The organism is Bacillus sp. AFS023182, assembly GCF_002560575.1.
In the GTDB taxonomy this organism is placed as follows: domain Bacteria; phylum Bacillota; class Bacilli; order Bacillales; family Bacillaceae_G; genus Bacillus_A; species Bacillus_A arachidis.
In genome coordinates this window covers 82480-99469 of sequence record NZ_NTRO01000032.1, presented here as the reverse complement: position 1 = coordinate 99469, position 16990 = coordinate 82480, and the positions used below count along the sequence as shown (strand labels likewise).

General features: G+C 35.3%; 16 protein-coding genes and 1 pseudogene. 12 read left to right on the top strand and 5 right to left on the bottom strand.

The window, feature by feature from the left end:
• The first annotated feature begins 122 nt into the window (after positions 1-122).
• Positions 123-302, top strand: coding sequence for a DUF4177 domain-containing protein (locus CN288_RS16975; protein ID WP_090690701.1), 180 nt, complete (start codon positions 123-125; stop codon positions 300-302).
• Positions 303-357: 55 nt separating this feature from the next.
• Positions 358-741, top strand: a complete 384-nt coding sequence (locus tag CN288_RS16970) for a DUF5412 domain-containing protein (protein ID WP_098302685.1) — start codon at positions 358-360, stop codon at positions 739-741.
• A gap of 147 nt (positions 742-888) precedes the next feature.
• Here the strand turns inward: CN288_RS16970 and CN288_RS16965 are convergent, their stop codons facing one another.
• The 3 genes from CN288_RS16965 to CN288_RS30055 form a co-directional block, all read right to left on the bottom strand.
• A complete protein-coding gene (locus tag CN288_RS16965; RefSeq protein ID WP_098302684.1) occupies positions 889-1101 on the bottom strand; it encodes a hypothetical protein in 213 nt (70 codons plus the stop codon).
• Between the two features lie 351 nt (positions 1102-1452).
• Complete coding sequence (locus CN288_RS16960) at positions 1453-1560, bottom strand: YjcZ family sporulation protein (RefSeq protein ID WP_000505670.1); 108 nt, start codon at positions 1558-1560, stop codon at positions 1453-1455.
• A 494-nt stretch (positions 1561-2054) separates the two neighbouring features.
• Positions 2055-2201: a hypothetical protein gene (locus CN288_RS30055; protein WP_369680627.1), complete on the bottom strand. Its 147-nt coding sequence runs from the start codon at positions 2199-2201 to the stop codon at positions 2055-2057.
• 460 nt (positions 2202-2661) lie between these two features.
• Here CN288_RS30055 and CN288_RS16950 point away from each other — a divergent pair, with 460 nt between their 5' ends.
• The 4 genes from CN288_RS16950 to CN288_RS16935 all read left to right on the top strand — a co-directional run bounded on the left by CN288_RS16950 (position 2662) and on the right by CN288_RS16935 (position 7413).
• Entirely contained in the window at positions 2662-3081 is a 420-nt protein-coding gene (locus CN288_RS16950) for a GNAT family N-acetyltransferase (protein ID WP_016113544.1), read from the top strand.
• A 624-nt stretch (positions 3082-3705) separates the two neighbouring features.
• Positions 3706-5148 carry a MocR-like pyridoxine biosynthesis transcription factor PdxR gene (gene pdxR, locus CN288_RS16945; protein ID WP_098302682.1) on the top strand — a complete coding sequence of 481 codons (1443 nt, stop codon included), beginning with the start codon at positions 3706-3708 and terminating at the stop codon, positions 5146-5148.
• Positions 5149-5159: 11 nt separating this feature from the next.
• Positions 5160-6074 carry a D-alanine--D-alanine ligase gene (locus CN288_RS16940; protein WP_098302681.1) on the top strand — a complete coding sequence of 305 codons (915 nt, stop codon included), beginning with the start codon at positions 5160-5162 and terminating at the stop codon, positions 6072-6074.
• 118 nt (positions 6075-6192) lie between these two features.
• Entirely contained in the window at positions 6193-7413 is a 1221-nt protein-coding gene (locus CN288_RS16935; RefSeq protein WP_026593245.1) for an aspartate aminotransferase family protein, read from the top strand.
• A gap of 209 nt (positions 7414-7622) precedes the next feature.
• On the opposite strand, the pseudogene CN288_RS16930 reads toward CN288_RS16935, so the two are convergent.
• Positions 7623-8885, bottom strand: a pseudogene (locus tag CN288_RS16930) (helix-turn-helix domain-containing protein).
• Positions 8886-9036: 151 nt separating this feature from the next.
• On the opposite strand from CN288_RS16930, the gene CN288_RS16925 reads away from it, so the two are divergent.
• The 5 genes from CN288_RS16925 (at position 9037) to CN288_RS16905 (ending at position 15080) form a co-directional block, all read left to right on the top strand.
• Positions 9037-11328 carry a glycoside hydrolase family 3 C-terminal domain-containing protein gene (locus CN288_RS16925; RefSeq protein WP_098302680.1) on the top strand — a complete coding sequence of 764 codons (2292 nt, stop codon included), beginning with the start codon at positions 9037-9039 and terminating at the stop codon, positions 11326-11328.
• A gap of 95 nt (positions 11329-11423) precedes the next feature.
• Positions 11424-12530, top strand: coding sequence for an alpha/beta hydrolase (locus CN288_RS16920; protein WP_098302679.1), 1107 nt, complete (start codon positions 11424-11426; stop codon positions 12528-12530).
• 501 nt (positions 12531-13031) lie between these two features.
• Entirely contained in the window at positions 13032-14090 is a 1059-nt protein-coding gene (locus CN288_RS16915; protein ID WP_098302678.1) for a flavin-containing monooxygenase, read from the top strand.
• A 320-nt stretch (positions 14091-14410) separates the two neighbouring features.
• The gene (locus CN288_RS16910) at positions 14411-14659 is read left to right on the top strand and encodes a hypothetical protein (RefSeq protein WP_098302677.1); all 249 of its coding nucleotides are present in this window, start codon (positions 14411-14413) and stop codon (positions 14657-14659) included.
• 55 nt (positions 14660-14714) lie between these two features.
• The gene (locus CN288_RS16905) at positions 14715-15080 is read left to right on the top strand and encodes a DUF4180 domain-containing protein (protein WP_026593240.1); all 366 of its coding nucleotides are present in this window, start codon (positions 14715-14717) and stop codon (positions 15078-15080) included.
• Positions 15081-15163: 83 nt separating this feature from the next.
• Here the strand turns inward: CN288_RS16905 and CN288_RS16900 are convergent, their stop codons facing one another.
• Positions 15164-16201: a serine hydrolase domain-containing protein gene (locus tag CN288_RS16900; RefSeq protein WP_098302676.1), complete on the bottom strand. Its 1038-nt coding sequence runs from the start codon at positions 16199-16201 to the stop codon at positions 15164-15166.
• 226 nt (positions 16202-16427) lie between these two features.
• On the opposite strand from CN288_RS16900, the gene CN288_RS16895 reads away from it, so the two are divergent.
• The gene (locus CN288_RS16895) at positions 16428-16880 is read left to right on the top strand and encodes an AraC family transcriptional regulator (RefSeq protein WP_026593238.1); all 453 of its coding nucleotides are present in this window, start codon (positions 16428-16430) and stop codon (positions 16878-16880) included.
• The last annotated feature ends 110 nt before the right edge of the window (positions 16881-16990 follow it).

The following is a 16990-nucleotide window of genomic DNA, read 5'->3' as shown; positions in this document are numbered from 1 at the left end:
GTATTTTATTTTGTTAGCTTGATAGTGATGTGGCGGTATCCCTCTATGAATAAAATATACATCCAAATATCTTAACGAATCAATTCTCTAAAATGGTACAATTAGGAAAAGGAGGGAAGGATATGTACGATTACAAATTCGTGAAAATTGAAGTAGATAAATGGAAAGGACAGCCTAAAGAAGATTATAAACGTATTATTGCCGAACATTCTGAAGACGGTTGGAAACTTGTTCAAATCTTTACTCCAGCAATCGCAGGATACGCGAATTATTTTGAGATTATCTTTGAACGAATCAAATAACTACTTCCGAGAACGAGAGAAGTTTGCCATAAAAGTCATTAATAGGAGCTAAAACATGAATTTTGCAAAGAAGGAAATTAAGAAAACCAAACGAAAATCATTAATTATATTATTTTGTATAGTTGGTTTGTTCGTATACGGAGTGTATTGGGCGTTTTTCAGTATGGATCGACTACCGACAGGTGAAAAGATTGCTGAAAAACAATCTCCTGACGGAACATATACATTTAAAGCTTATGTAACAGACGGTGGAGCAACAACGAGTTTTGCTGTTAGAGGAGAGTTAGTATTTAATCACCGCAAATATTTTAAGACAAAGAATGTGTATTGGAATTACCGAGAGGATACGGCAAAAATTGTTTGGCAAGACAATGATACAGTAATCATTAACGGACATACATTAAATGTTCCCGAAGATACATACGATTTCAGGAGATAAATTGATAAATAACATAACAAAAAATTGCTTCCTCTTTCGAATTTTATGTAAATGAGCTGTCCATATGGGCAGCTTATTGTATTTTTTGCTTAACGTGGTTTTTTTCAAAATGCTCGCGAGACCCCTTATACCACTTTTATACAGGTTTTATATTTTGTTAGAAGATCCTTTAGAATCTTTGAAAAAGTTAGATGCAATGCAACAAACTATTCCAGCAATAAGAACACTAAATGATAATACTTTATTTATGTTTTCAAACCGTATAACATCTGTAATCACATTAAGCATAATTAGTCCCCAAACAAATAAAATAGCCCCCAAAAAAACCAATATTTTTCCTGTTAATGAACGTTTTTTCATAATCTCCCACCTTTCCTATATATGTAAATTATATCATAAAAACAAATAGTAACTCCTTGTTTTTGATGCATATTCATAAAAAGCACGTCACCCTTTTTCATTAACATAAGAGAATAGTAACGTGCTTTTAACTTCAAAAATAGTCTAAATCCTTAAGTTGATGGATGTGTGGTGCTACCCCATGCCCATCAAGCTAAAGTTTTATTACACCCCAGAACGAAATTTTTGGGCTTTCTTGTGAAAAAGAGCTTATTTATCGTTTTGGGGGTAACCTGTTTTCTTAGGTTGATGGCAATGTGGCTGTTCCCCATAAAGAAAAGGCACTCTTATGAGCACCTTTTCTAATTGTTTTTAGCAGAAGCAAGCAGCTCCAACGATGATTAATAATATGAAAAGTACAACGAGTAAAGCAAATCCTCCAGCAAAGCCACAGCCTCCACAACTACCACCAAAGCCCATAATAGTTCCTCCTTTAAGTAAGAGGGGAAAAACATAGGAGTTCACATGTAACGGATTCGGTTTATTTTATGCTGTTACGAACTAATTGAGCAGGTCCTTTAATAAATAAAGAAAAGACACCATTAAGGTACCCTATTAACATAGTATTTGAAGGTGAGAGTTTTCTGTTGGAAAATGATTATTACTCTCCCAAAGAAGTGACTGTATAATTTTGAATTTTATTTATTTCAACGTAAAATCTTTTTTGTTTATTATTTTTATCATATCCTCTAACTGTAATAAAACCTCTGAGTTCTAACTGATGAATTTTGATATTAGTTACCACAGAATCTATATTTTCTTTTTTCTTAATATGTTCTATGGCAGCTTTAGCAGCTTGTTCTTTTTTAAATTACTAGAATAAGGGAATGCATTACAAATCAGCACACAAGCAGTCCCTTGCTATAATTATGTTATTTTATGTATTTAGTTGTTGGGAGTTTATTATAATTACCTTATTCTTTTCCCCAATGATCGATGATATAATTTTGAGTCTTATTTATTACAACATAATGTCTTTGTTGTTTATTATTTTTATCATATCCTGAGACTGTAATAAATCCTGCGAGTTCTAAATGTTCAATTTTGACATCAGTTACCATGAAATCTATATTCTCTTCTTTTTTTATGTGCTCTTTCGCAACTCCAGCAGCTTTTTCTTTCGTTGTATTTCTGTCTTGGATAGTTGATATAGTATAACCTGTTATTAAAACTATGAGTGCTAAAATGATTAAAATTATAATGTTTTTCTTTTTGATTTATCCATATTTCACCTCCTGGAATTGCTTTATAATAATAACTATAAATCTTTTTTGGGGGGAGAGAAATTATGAGTACTTCGGTTAGTGATAAAATTTTGCGAAAATTAGCAGATGGTAGTTATATAGATGTCCCTACAGTTAGGGTGGAAATTGAAGAAGAATTTTTTCTTGTTTCGCAATCGGGCTAGATTGTGGAACAACATCGTAGAGAATGTGAAGGTTTGTACTTTAGCTAAAGGGAATAGATAAAGAGATGTCGAATTTATATACTTGTTGAAATTAAGGACTTGGAGGATACATTTTGAAGAAATATGAGTTTAAAAATAACATCCCAACATTGGAAGAATACAAGTATTTGTGCGAGTCCGTGGGATGGACTAATTATATGAATTTTGAAGTGGTGGAAACATCACTGAAGAATTCGATTCACTGCATCACTGTCAATGATAATGAACAAATTGTGGGAATGGGGAGAATTGTTGGTGATGGGGCTATCTATTTCTATATTCAAGATATAGTGGTTCATCCAGATTATCAGAAAAATGGTATTGGGAAGGAAATAATGAATATTTTGGTTGAGTACTTAAATCGAAATGCGCCTGATAAGGCGTTTGTCGGTTTGTTTGCATCACAAGGTAAAGAATCATTCTATGAAAAGTATGATTTTAAAGATTACTCACCAAACATGACGGGTATGTTTACTGTAATTTCAAAAAAATAAACATAATAGATTTTTAATTGTAGGAGAAGGCATCAATTAATAGTAAGAAATTGTCTTTTCATTATTAAGCTAAAGGGATGCTTATCTTCAATAAAATCTTCAACAATCGGGCGCTATTGTTGAATAAAACTTAAATTTATATATGACTTTATTGTTATGTTTTTTAGTGTAGTGAAGTATCTTACATCAAAAATAAAGCAACTATATTTTTAACCCCGTCCTAAATTTAGAACGGGGTTATGCTTGTTTGAGATTTTTAAATCTTTTGCGATACGTTGGTTTTATCTTAACAAAAGGTGCTTTCATGTACAGAAAATAATTTTTCAGTCTGCAACTATATTTTGACAGTCTAATACTTTTTTCTATAGTCTAAAACATTTTTTAATCAAACACTAATTTCATGTAAGTCTTTTAAAGGATACAAAACAACTGGTTACGGTATAAAAATAGTACTCTTACCAAGAGGGATTTTTTACTTCCACTTAGGAAAGCACTACACTACATTTGTAAAAAGATGTATGAATGGTGTTTTAAACCATACCACTAGTTAAAGAAAATACATATGTGGTGGACCTTTTGAGATAGATAAAATTATGTAAAAATGATAATAAGGAGGGCAAGAAAGTGTTTAATGATTTTAAGTTTGTAGAAAATCGTCCGGTTTATATCCAATTAAAGGATCATTTGAAAAAAATGATTATGAAAGGACAGCTATTGGAGCATCAGAAACTCCCATCTACCCGAGAACTCAGTAAATTATTATCGGTTAGCAGAACGACCGTTCTCACTACTTATGCAGATTTAGAACAAGAAGGTCTAATCTATGCAATAAAGGGAAAAGGGAATTTTGTAGGGAAAGTCGATGCATCCCAAACACCATCTATCGAAATCAACTGGAAAGAAAAGCTCAGTGAAGTTACGTTGCAAGCGGATGAATTAGATTTAATGAAGCACGGTGTTCGCTGGGAAAAAGGTATGATTTCATTCAATAGTATTGCCCCGGATGAAAAGCTTTTTGATGTCGAAAATTTTAAAAGGGCTTTTTTGACCAGGTTATCCGATGAAGGAGATATCATTTTGAACTACGGATATGCCAAAGGTTATAGACCCTTAATTCATTACCTTCTTCACTATATGGAAATGAAAGGGGTAGACATTTCCAACAAAGATATCCTCATTACGAATGGCTTCACTGAGGGTCTGGATATTTTATTGTCTTCCTTAGCTAAAAAATCCGGGCGTATTATTTGCGAAAACCCTACCCATCATACTGCATTAAAGCTTTTTCGATTACATGGATATGAAATCCACGGGATGGAGATGCAGGATGATGGTATCGATATTTGTCAAGTTGAGAAAAGTTTGTCCGAAACAGATTTTGATTTTGCATATCTAATTCCGTCCTACCATAACCCTACTGGGATTGTCACCTCCTCTGAAAAAAGGTCTAAAATCATGAACCTTTTTTCAAAATATCAAATTCCAATTGTGGAGGATGGATTTAATGAGGAGTTACGTTATTCAGGTTCACATTTAGCGCCGTTATTGACCTTTTCTGGACCCGGGAACAATGTTATCTATATTAGCAGTTTTTCAAAAGTTCTTTTTCCGGGCTTACGTGTTGGATGGATATTAGCGGATAAGAAATTAATCCACTACTTAGAAAGTATGAAAAGGGCACGCAATATTCATACGTCCACATTGGATCAGGCAGTGCTTTATCAATATTTACATGATGGTTATTTCGAAAAATATTTAAAAAAGGCCAAGTCAATTTATAAGAAAAAATATGAACTAGCCCTTCATTCTTGTAATCAATACATTCCATTTAAAAGAATGACTGGAGATGGCGGACTTCATCTTTTTATAGAGTTAGAAAAAGAAATAAATGCTCGTATACTTTTGAAAAAGTGCTATCAAAAGGGAGTTGTTTTTTCTCCTGGAGATGTCTTTTATACAGATGGAGGCGGAAGTAATACGTTTCGATTAGGATTCTCTCGCTTAAAAGAAGAGGATATTTTCAATGGGATTAAGATAATTGGTGATACCTTGAAAAATGAAAATTAGGAGTTGGGAAAATGAGAGTTGGCGTTATTATGGGAGGAGTGTCCTCTGAAAAACAAGTGTCCCTTATGACAGGGGAAGAAATGATTGCACATTTGGATAAGAGTAAGTATGAAATAGTGCCTATTAAACTAAATGATAAAAAAGAGCTTGTTGAAAAGGGAAGAAATCTTGATATTGCATTGTTAGCACTTCATGGAGAATATGGGGAGGACGGTACGATTCAAGGTACATTGGAAACCCTTGGCGTTCCCTATACAGGAAGCGGCATGCTATCAAGTAGTATTTGTATGGATAAAAATATATCAAAAAAAATGATTCGTTATGAGGGCATTCAAACACCAGATTGGATTCATCTTTCAAATATGGAAGATCTGCAGCTTGATGAAATAGATAGAATGGGATATCCGTTAGTGGTCAAACCAAACTCAGGTGGTTCCAGTGTAGGGGTAAAGATTGTCTACGATAAGGATTCTTTACTTTCCTCTCTTGAGGATGTATTCAAATGGGATTCTGAAATAGTGATTGAAAAATATATAAAGGGCGAAGAAATTACATGTTCTATTTTGGACGGAAAACTTTTACCAATCATTTCGATTCAACATACGGCTGAATTTTTTGATTATCATGCGAAATACGATGATATCGCTACGATTGAAGAGGTTGTAGAGCTTCCACTTGCAACATATGAACGTGTCGCTGTAGCTGCAATGACCTGCTATAGAGCATTAAAATGCAGTGTTTATGCTAGAGTGGATATGATGATAAAAGATGGAATCCCGTACGTTATGGAAGTGAATACATTGCCAGGGATGACCAAAAATAGCTTACTGCCTAAAAGCGCTCATGCGGCGGGAATATCCTATAACAAGCTATTGGATATAATTATCGAAACCTCCTTACAGGTTAGAAGGAGCGAAGGATTCTAATAGAATTTTTTGTAAATAGGATGATGGTACAGTCAATTCACAAGTTGTACCAAAAATTCGTGTGAGAACATGTGAAATAATGTAAAGTTAATGTGTTTACACCTAGGAGGAATCATTCATGACCAATTGGTCTCAATTAGATAAAGAATATGTAATGTCTACGTATCCCCGTACGCCGGTTGCTATAGAAAAGGGAGAAGGTTGTAAGCTTTATGATGTGAATGGTAAAGAATACCTTGATTTATTTTCTGGTGTGGGAGTGAATATATTAGGCTACAATCATCCTAATATTATAAATGCCACCTTTGAACAAGTTACAAAATGCTTACATCTTCCCTTTCATTTCTTAAACCCAGTGGCTATTGAATATGCAAAAAAATTAGTCGATTATTCTTTAAAGGATGGGAAAGTTTTTTATACAAACTCGGGTTCAGAGGCTACTGAGGCAACCTTAAAACTAATCCACAAGTACAGACATATAACGAATCAAAAACGTGATGGAGTGATTGTACTCAAAGAAAGTTTTCATGGACGTACATTAGGCGCTCTGCACTTTACAAGACAAGAAAGTATATATCAGAATTTTCCTCGTACGTCTATTCCTATATATGAAGTGGAACGAGAGAATTTAGAGGAACTTGAAAGAACCATACTCAAAGAAAATCCGATTGCTATTATGGTAGAACCAGTATTAGGAAGTGGTGGGATATACCCTTTGTCGGGGGGATATTTAAAAGGTGTTGAAGAGCTTTGTAGACAATATAATATGTTATTTATTGTTGACGAGGTGCAAAGTGGAATAGGGAGAACTGGGAAATTGTTTGCTTATCAACATTTTGATATTACACCTGATATTATTCAATTTGGTAAAGGAGCGGGAGGCGGTACACCATTAGGAGGGATAATAGTAGGTCCACGACTTTATGATATATTCTCACCAGGTGATCATGGAACAACATTCGCACATTCACCAATTGGTACGGCTTTAGGGTTGGCTGTATTAAAAACATTAATTGATGATGGTTTAATGCAAAAGTCTTATGAAACGTCCTTATATTTAAATGAAAAACTCCAAAAAATCCAGAAGGAAAACTCTTCTTTTATTGAAGAAGTGCGTCACTCTGGAATGATGTTTGGAATTAGTATTCAGGATACGAATGAAAATGTAAAAAAACTACAGTTAGAATTATTGAATAAAGGTATGCTTGTGGACGTTACAAATGGAAATACGATTCGTTTACTCCCTCCTTATATTATTACAAAGGCAGAAATCGATGAATTTATTAATCAGTTTATTTCTTGTATCCCCAAATCAGTCGCGTTGACAAGCGGGGTTTGATATACGATTATTCTTTTTGCTATTTACTTTTGTGGAGTTAGAATAAAGTCGTGCCGCTATATCCCTTTAGCTCTACTTGTTTTCCCTGGAAAATAGAATAGGTCGTCTGTCTTACAAGGGAACACTACAGAGCTTCTATATCGTTGTATCCTTTTTGTTGAACGAGAGGAACTATTTTTGTCCTAGCAGAAACAGAAGAATCCCCCAGCTCAAGCTCGTGTAGAGGTAGGTGGGGGGAATTCAACACACCCATTTTTAAATTGTTTAGGTGAAACACCAGTATGTTTTTTAAATACTTTCGTAAAATGACTTTGATCATGAAAGTTTAATAGTGTGGAAATTTCGGATAAAGAATGTCTCGTATAGGTCATTAAACTTTTTGCCTCATCTATCTTAGCACGCTGGATATATTCGCTTACTGAAATTCCTACTTCTTTTTTGAAAAGGAAAGACAAATAACTAGAATTTAGTGCGGCTATTTTCGCTAAATGAGAAAGTGTAATATCTTCGTAAAGATGAGTGAATATATAATTTTGACATGCGTTGATGGGTTTTGAATACTTTTGCAACTTCCCATTTTTTACTCGTTCCGAAAACTCAAGTAAAGCATTCTCCAAAAATGGAATAATAGCTTTACTTTCTTTTATTTCTTCTAGGTTTTGGATGAGTAAGTCACTAAGGGTGTATGCGATTTCAGGGAATAGTCCACCATCTACGGCAGCTCTAGTCGCAAGTGTGATGGCTGCGATGGCGGAATTTTTTTGGCTACGCAGGTGACTCGTTTTCGATAACACCCCCAGATTCCCTTCTTCAGATAATCCCCTTAGGCTTTGAATTAAATCCTCCTTTTTCCCTTCTTTAATACATGCAAAGATTTTCTTCTCAGCCAGTGGATCGACATGAGTCAGTAAATTTTGACGGTGTTCCGATATACATATATCGGGCTGTTCCACTTCAAATTTTTCCTTTTCTAACAGCATATTTTTTTGCAGGATATCAACCATATCTAATTTTTATTGATACAGCATGTAATAAAGGACCATGCTCAAATTTAAAAAATTCAAATTGCTTAAAACAGGGAGAGAATGATAATATCGAACCATTTCATCTTTGTTTATTTTTAGATGAAGGTCATTGATGATTCCTTTAATTGATACTTCTGATAGCCTCGAATAAAGGACAGGACCGACAATGATGTTCCCGCTAAGTTGGTCATTTGAACGCAGGTTAATTGAGAAATAGTTTTCAAGGCAGGAGGTCTCCCTTAGTACTGGAAAACGATAGAAGTTTTCCTCCTTAAATAGTTGACGAAATATCTCCTCTTTTGAAGTATACAATGGGTTATGCTGAAAGTTGCGAGAGAGTTCAAATGCTACATCTCCCTTTTTATCAAGAAAAAAGATAGGTATTTTATACATGTCAAAGACCAGCTTACAAATATAATATAAATCCTCTAGTTTGGAGAAATTCATTATTTTAACCTCCATTCATTAAAACTCAGTATAACATCAGCTAAAAATTTTACAATTTTTCTAAAAACAATACCATAATATCCGAAAAATAAAAACTATAATAGGTTTAAGAAAGCGCTTACCCAATAATCTTTTGATTAGGAGGACTATTATGAAAAGGGATATTAAGCAAATTATTTCACAAATGACACTAGAAGAAAAGGCAAGTCTATGTTCTGGATTAGATTTTTGGAATACAAAAGGGATTGAGCGATTGGGAATTCCTTCAATTATGGTAACTGATGGACCGCATGGACTTAGGAAACAGGCAGAGGGAGCAGATCACTTAGGGATTTATAATAGTGTCCCAGCTACTTGTTTCCCATCAGCAGTAGGATTAGCGAGTACATGGAATAAAGAATTAATAAAACAAGTAGGAGTTGCATTAGGAGAGGAATGTCAGGCTGAACATGTCGGTGTTCTTCTTGGGCCTGGGGCAAACATTAAGCGTTCGCCGCTGTGCGGAAGAAATTTTGAATATTTTTCAGAGGACCCTTATTTATCATCTCAAATGGCTGCAAATCATATTAACGGCGTACAAAGTCAAGGGGTTGGAACATCATTAAAACATTTCGCGGCTAATAATCAGGAACATCGTAGAATGTCGACGGATGCTATTGTTGATGAGAGAACACTGCGTGAAATTTATCTTGCTAGTTTTGAAGGTGCTGTTAAGGAAGCACAGCCATGGACAGTAATGAGTGCTTACAACAAGGTGAATGGTGAATATGCTTCGGAAAATAACTATTTGTTAAATGATATTTTGAAGAATGAATGGGGATTTGAAGGTTTTGTCGTTTCTGATTGGGGTGCAGTAAATGAGCGTGTTGCAGGTTTAGCGAACGGTTTGGAACTAGAAATGCCTGCAAGCTTTGGAATTGGTGAGAAGAAGATTATTGATGCAGTTAATGGTGGTCAGCTATCTGTAGAAAAGCTTGATCAAGCAGTAGAACGTCTTCTTAACATTATTTTTAAAGCAGCTGATAACAAGCGGGAACACGCTGTGTATAGTAAGGATGCGCACCATCAGCTTGCAAGAAAAGTTGCACGCGAAAGTATGGTTTTGTTAAAAAATGAAGATGACATTCTTCCATTGAAAAAGGCAGGAACGGTAGCTGTAATTGGAGGATTTGCAAAGGCACCTCGCTATCAAGGCGGCGGAAGCTCTCATATTAATCCAACAAAACTGGAAAGCATTCTCGAAGAAATTGAAACTGTATCTGGTAAAAATACGAACGTATTATTTGCCGAGGGCTATGATCTTGCCGATGATGCTTTGGATGAAAACATGATTAATGTGGCAAAAGAAGTAGCAGCTGGAGCAGATACAGTGGTTCTTTTCGTTGGACTTCCAGATCGCTATGAATCAGAAGGGTATGACCGAAAGCATTTACATATGCCAGAAAATCACGTGCAATTAATTGAAGCCGTTGCAGAAGTTCAAAGTAATATCGTTGTAGTTTTAAGTAACGGTGCTCCAATTGAAATGCCATGGATAGGTAAAGTGAAAGGAATACTTGAAGGCTATTTGGGTGGACAGGCATTAGGAGGAGCGATTGCTGATTTATTATTTGGTGATGCGAATCCAAGCGGAAAATTAGCGGAAACATTCCCGAAAGTTTTAAGCGATAATCCTTCTTACTTAAACTTCCCTGGTGAAGGTGACATAGTGGAATATAAAGAAGGTGTGTTCGTCGGATACCGTTATTACGATACGAAAAATATTGAGCCATTGTTCCCATTTGGTTTTGGGTTAAGCTATACAAAATTTGAGTATGGTAATCTTTCAATTAATAAGAAAGAAATAAAAGATACGGAGACTGTTTCTGTCAGTGTAAATGTGAAAAATACTGGCAATGCAGTAGGTAAAGAAATTGTTCAGCTTTATATAAAAGATGTGGAAAGCAGTGTGATCCGTCCTGAGAAAGAGCTAAAAGGATTTGAAAAAGTGGAATTACAGCCAGGCGAAGAAAAAACGGTTACCTTTACGTTAGCTAAAAGAGCATTTGCTTATTATAACGTTGAATTGAAGGACTGGTATGTTGAAACAGGTGAGTTTGAAATTTTGGTAGGAAAGTCTTCAAAAGAGATCGTCTTGCATGAAAGCATTTATGTTCAATCAACGACTTTCATTCGAAAACCAGTACATCGTAATACGTTACTTGGGGACTTGTTTACAGACCAAAGTTTAGCACCAATTGCAAAAGAGCTTATGGCAAAGGCGCTAGAAGGTAGTCCGCTTGCTAGCATGTCTGAAGGAGATAGCGATACTTCCGAATTAATGGATGCTATGCTGGGCTATATGCCATTAAGGGCACTCGTGAACTTTAGCGCAGGTGCTTTTACAGAGGAAATGTTGAGTGAAATGATTGAGCTATTAAACAATGAGAAAGTGAATCGTTAAGCGGTGAGAATGAGGATTCTCGTACAGCAACATACTGAAGAACTCGGTAATAAAGTTTTCCGAAATTAAAATTATCAAAAAAGGAGACGGTAATGATGAGTAATACAACTTCTTACGTTAATCTAGTTTCTAAACTGAGCGAGGAGATACCAGTTGTCAAAAAAAGAGGATTCGATTTTATTGCTAAACCGATTCCTGATTCTGATGCGATTGGTGAATTAGACCCTCGAGTCCTCGGTGTGACTTTACAAACGGCAGAAAAAATGGCTGCGATGGAAAACCAGCCATTTGACCCTTCAGATACTATGGGCTTTGTTAAAGGAATGCGAGCTATGTTTGGTTGGAACAATGACGATGTTACGAAAAGTAAAGTCGAAACCACTTATAAAACAATTGATGGCACAAATGGGCCGATTCCTCTGCGGATCTATACGCCTTCTAATGAAGGGATTCTGCCTGCTGTTGTCTTCATTCACGGCGGAGGATTCATAGCCGGAAGTGTTGACGTCGTGGAAAATCCGTGTAAAGCATTGGCAGAAAAGGCAGGTGCCGTTGTTATTTCCGTTGATTATCGCTTAGCCCCTGAGCATCCATATCCAGCAGGTCTAACAGATTGTTTCGAATCCGTAACATGGGTGTATGAGCACGCTGAAGAAATTCGTGTGAATCCACAGCAAATTGCCATATCTGGAGACAGTGCGGGGGGGAATTTGTCTACAGTCTGTGCGTTAATGGATCGTGAGAATGGGACGGAAATGATTAAATTTCAGGCGCTTATTTATCCGTCAGTAAATATGGCCGGCGTCCAAACCGAGGATTTCAACTGGAGCATTGATCAGTATGAGATTCGTAACCATGTAGAGATAATCACGCCACTGGTTACAGCATTGGGTGAAAGTAGTAGGGGGATCTTCCAAATCTATTTGCAAAATAATGCGGAAATCACAGATCCCCATGTTTCTCCACTGTTGTCGGATCAATTAAGCGGAATGCCGGAGACGCTAATTGTAACTGCCGAATTTGATTATTTAAAAGTAGAGTGTGAAGCTTACGCGGCAAAACTAGTACGTAGCGGGGTTCCTACGAAGCTGATTCAGTACAATGGTACAGATCATGCTTTTATGGATAAAAGTGGTTTATATCCGCAAGCAGAAGATTTAATGAATGAAATTGCAAAAGAGATCAAGCGAGTGTTTGCTTAATATTATTCTGCGATTCACGGGCATGTGCTCGATTGGTGAGAGCTTTCCATCAGTGAGGGATGAAGAAAATTCCTCACTGATGGAATTTTTACTTTATCGAAAAAGCGGATTGTCAGGATGAAGAAACAAGTAGGCTGGGGAGAACGGTTCAGCTATGTCCTTTCAGACACGGTTTCCAATTTAATTTTTCAAATGATTACAAGAGCTTGCGGCAGATGTTTATAAATAAAGAGAATGTAAAAACATATGTCTAGTGGTATTTCAAAAAGAGAGTAAAAAATGAGTTACTTAAAGTGTTACTTTTATCAAATTTTAAAGCACAATATTGGTAGTGAAAAATTTCTTATCACCAATATTGTGTTTTTTTTAGATTTACAGGTTGAGCAGAAAAAGAATCATTTTCCTTGATTAGTAAAAAGAAAATGTATATGATGAAATCAAACATATGAACATATGAACAAATATTCATATGTTTTGTGACATGAAACGAGGGGATAAAAAGTGTTAGATGTAATTATAGTAGGAGCTGGTCAAGCAGGTTTGGTTATGGGGTATTACTTGCGGCAAGGAAACTATAATTTTGTATTATTAGATGGAGAAAAAAGAATTGGTGATTCATGGAGAAAGCGATACGATTCTTTACAATTGTTTACACCAAGAGCTTATTGTACACTGCCGGGTATGAAGCTAGAGGGAAATCAAAATGAATTTCCTACTAAAGATGAAATCTCCAATTATTTAGAAGCGTATGCACAGCGTTTTTCTTTACCAGTGAGGCTACAAACAAATGTTTTTAAAGTAAGAAAGAGAGAGGATGAATTTGAGGTTTATACGCCTAAAGAAGTACTACGATCCAAACGTGTTATTATCGCATCAGGCGCTTTTGATCAACCTTTCATTCCTTCCATTTCTCAAAATCTTTCAAATGATATCTTTCAAATTCATTCTTCACAATATCAATCACCAAAGCAAATTCCAGAAGGAGCAGTTCTTGTAGTTGGGGGAGGAAACTCAGGTGCACAAATTGCAGTAGAACTTGCGAAATCTCGTGATGTTACGATTGCGATAAGTCATCCGCTTTCTTTTTTACCACTAAAAATAATGGGAAGGAGTATTTTTTCCTGGCTTGAGAAAATAGGATTATTATATGCAGGAACCCATACAAGGCGGGGAAGGTGGTTTCAGAAGCAGAAAGATCCTATATTTGGTTATGAATGTAGAGAGCTTATTCGTAATGGAACAATACCAGTGAAGTCTAAGGTCGTAAATGCATTGCGGAACAAAGTAGTGTTTTCAGATGATAACACATGCCAGGTTCAGAATGTAGTATGGTCTACAGGATTTATACCAAATTATCATTGGATTGACGTAGAAGGTGCAGTGAATCAAGCAGGATTACCCGTTCATACAAGAGGCGTTAGCGGGATGCAAGGGTTATATTATATTGGATTGCCTTGGCAACATCAAAGAGGGTCCGCGCTTCTTTGTGGTGTGGGCCGAGATGCAGAGTTTTTATTTTCAATTATTCGAAAAGAAGATTTAATGTTAATAAAAAAATAGATCGGTAGCAATTCCTACCGATCAGCAATATGTACATAATTAGGAGAGGTCAAACTTTTATTAAATTCATTATAATATATTCTGATAATTTAGAAAACTAAAAAATGATTTTTATATGTTGAGAAAGTTTTTTTACACCGTAATATATGGAGTATTAAGAATCTTGCATATAAAAAGTGTAGTGTCGGTTGCATGTATAAAGACGATAATACCAATTTTTATGTTATTTAGATATATATTCTGTTAAAGTTATAATATGGATATTGATTTGTGTATAAATAATATTAAAGTATGTTTATCAATGGAGAGAGGTATATAGTATGAAATTTGATGATCAACGTTTATTCGGAATTCGATTAGGTTCTTTACTTTTAACGGAAGAGAATCGGTACATGGTAATAAAGAAAAAAGAACATTATTCCCTATTAAACATTGAAACACTAGAGTGTACACCTCTTGAAGTATCATTGGAGTATCTTGAAGACATGCTACACGAGGATCTTCAAGAAAATATAAAGGAAATCATCGCCCCTGAGCATCTCAAGATTGTAGCTAAAAATATTATATAAAGAAAAAAGAGGAATCATAATGTAATGAAAAATCTATTGTTAGGTAGGGATACAGATGAAAATAAGTATTCATGAAAAAGATAATTCTAAAGTTGCCATTATAGAAAGTACTGATATCGTAATAGGTGATGTACAAGGAGCATTAGACTTAATGGCATCCATCAATTATGAGCATGATTGCCAAAAAATATTGATGAAAAAAATGAATATTACAGAGGAATTTTTCAACTTAAGAACTCGTCTAGCGGGTGAAATTTTACAAAAGTATATGAACTACGGCGTAAAATTAGCTATTGTCGGGGATTTCAGTGTATATAATAGTAAAAGTCTTGCGGATTTTATATATGAATGTAATAAAGGGAAGGCAGTATTCTTTTTAGCAGATGAAGAATCGGCTTTAAGTGCTCTACATTCTGTGTAGTATTGGATCTTTCTATGCTTGTCAGAACGAAAAAAGCTAGCTTTTTGCTAGCTTTTTTATTATAGGCCTGTTACTAAAGCTTCTTATAGTTTTAATAAGTTAACAATCTCTCCAATAATCCCCTCGTTTTGATGAACACCTAAATCCGAGTTTGTCATAATGACAGCGCCAGTACCTCTATAAGGATATGCAAGCATTAAACATTGAAACCCAACGCCCCAACCAAGTGAAGAAATTTCTATTTCTTGGTTTGGAGTGTCAAGAAATATACCCAATCCAGTCCACTTTGAACAACCTTGTGGAGAAATCATATCTTTGACGATTTTGGAGGAAAGACCGAGTTTGCTTTTGCTTTGTAAAGACTGGATGACTTCTATTACTAAAGTGGATAAATCTGTCGGAGTTGACCAAACTCCTGCAGCAGCTGAATATGGATAGGATGGATATTTTCCATCTACCACATGTCCGTTTTTATCGTGACCACAAGCGAAAGGATTATTTGTCGTATCTTGCATTGGGTGCAGGAGTGTACTGTTATTCATATGTAAAGGATCAAATATGAATTTTTGTAATAAAAGATTAAAAGGTTCCCCAGTAACGTCTTCTATGAGTTGTTCTATTATACAAAATCCTGCATCTGAATAGTGAAAGGTACTGTCCGGTTCATATTGCACTTCAATTGGGACTGGGCAATAAAATGTTTGACCTTGAAGAATTTGAAGAATGGTAGGTTTTCCTTTTGTAGAATGATATATATCAAAGCTTTCAGGTGGATCAATGATTCCTGATTGATGACTTAATAGATTTCGTAAGGTAACTTTTTTGCTACTAGTAAACTTATTCTCAGGAACTTTCCAAGATACAAGTTTATTATTCACATCTTCATCTAAGTTCAGTATCCCTTGATTTGCTAATTTCAATACGAGCATCGCTGTGAGGAATTTACTTATAGAACAAGCGCTAAAAATAGAATTTACGTTAACCTTCCTAGCTGTACCCAACTCAAGTGAGCCAAAACCTTCAGTGTGTTCTAATTTTCCGTTACGAATAATAGCTAAGCTTAGTCCGGATACCGAATATTGATTCATTTTTTCATATATATGTAGTGTTTTGAGTATCATATGATTATTCTTCCTCCATACTATTATAATCACTATATTATAAACTGGATGTAAAATAAAGGGGAATATAGAGGGGGAGGGGTGTATCGTATTTAACTAGATTAGGAGTAGAATTTCATTGGTGATTTTGGTGTTTCAAAATTTTAAAAAATCAAATGATTCTATTTTTATATTGTGATAGCATTTGAAATGTAGTAAATATTGATGCAGAAAGGAAATAAAAAATATGAATATTAAGGTCGAAACTCTTCCACAATATCGCATCGCATATGTACGACAAGTTGGTCCATATGGTCCTGCTAATGTTCAAGCGATGCAAAAATTAAAGCAATGGGCTGCGGAAAAAAATCTTTTCTCTAGCACATCAATAATTCTTGGGATTTCACATGACACCCCTGAAACAACACTGCCTGAAAACTGCCGATACGATGCCGGTATCGTTATTTCAGACGATTATCAAATTGATGATCTCGTCGGTGAAAGCAAACTTTTTGGTGGGAAATATGCGATTTTCAAAGTCAAACACACAGCTGAAGATATTCAAAAAGCGTGGAGCGAAATTTTTTCTGCGTTGTCAAACTATGGTTATCAGATTGACGCTCGGCCAATTTTCGAAAGATACATTGGAGAGATGGTTCGCGATCATTATTGCGAAATCTGCGTGCCTATAAAATCATGACTTTCTGCACATCTAAAGTAAAACTAAAAAAGAAACCAGAAATTAGNNCTAATTTCTGGTTTCTTTTTATTTCTAAATTTAAAATATTTCTCTCACAACAATGGTGTATG

Bases quoted from the DNA above. Each gene is read 5' to 3' on its own strand.
- CN288_RS16910 (WP_098302677.1), top strand. From the start codon at position 14,411: ATGAAATTTGATGATCAACGTTTATTCGGAATTCGATTAGGTTCTTTA.
- CN288_RS16925 (WP_098302680.1), top strand. From the start codon at position 9,037: ATGAAAAGGGATATTAAGCAAATTATTTCACAAATGACACTAGAAGAA.
- CN288_RS16965 (WP_098302684.1), bottom strand. From the start codon at position 1,101: ATGAAAAAACGTTCATTAACAGGAAAAATATTGGTTTTTTTGGGGGCT.
- CN288_RS16905 (WP_026593240.1), top strand. From the start codon at position 14,715: ATGAAAATAAGTATTCATGAAAAAGATAATTCTAAAGTTGCCATTATA.
- CN288_RS16900 (WP_098302676.1), bottom strand. From the start codon at position 16,201: ATGATACTCAAAACACTACATATATATGAAAAAATGAATCAATATTCG.
- CN288_RS16935 (WP_026593245.1), top strand. From the start codon at position 6,193: ATGACCAATTGGTCTCAATTAGATAAAGAATATGTAATGTCTACGTAT.
- CN288_RS16895 (WP_026593238.1), top strand. From the start codon at position 16,428: ATGAATATTAAGGTCGAAACTCTTCCACAATATCGCATCGCATATGTA.
- CN288_RS16920 (WP_098302679.1), top strand. From the start codon at position 11,424: ATGAGTAATACAACTTCTTACGTTAATCTAGTTTCTAAACTGAGCGAG.
- CN288_RS16975 (WP_090690701.1), top strand. From the start codon at position 123: ATGTACGATTACAAATTCGTGAAAATTGAAGTAGATAAATGGAAAGGA.
- CN288_RS16960 (WP_000505670.1), bottom strand. From the start codon at position 1,560: ATGGGCTTTGGTGGTAGTTGTGGAGGCTGTGGCTTTGCTGGAGGATTT.
- CN288_RS16970 (WP_098302685.1), top strand. From the start codon at position 358: ATGAATTTTGCAAAGAAGGAAATTAAGAAAACCAAACGAAAATCATTA.
- CN288_RS16940 (WP_098302681.1), top strand. From the start codon at position 5,160: ATGAGAGTTGGCGTTATTATGGGAGGAGTGTCCTCTGAAAAACAAGTG.
- CN288_RS30055 (WP_369680627.1), bottom strand. From the start codon at position 2,201: ATGGTAACTGATGTCAAAATTGAACATTTAGAACTCGCAGGATTTATT.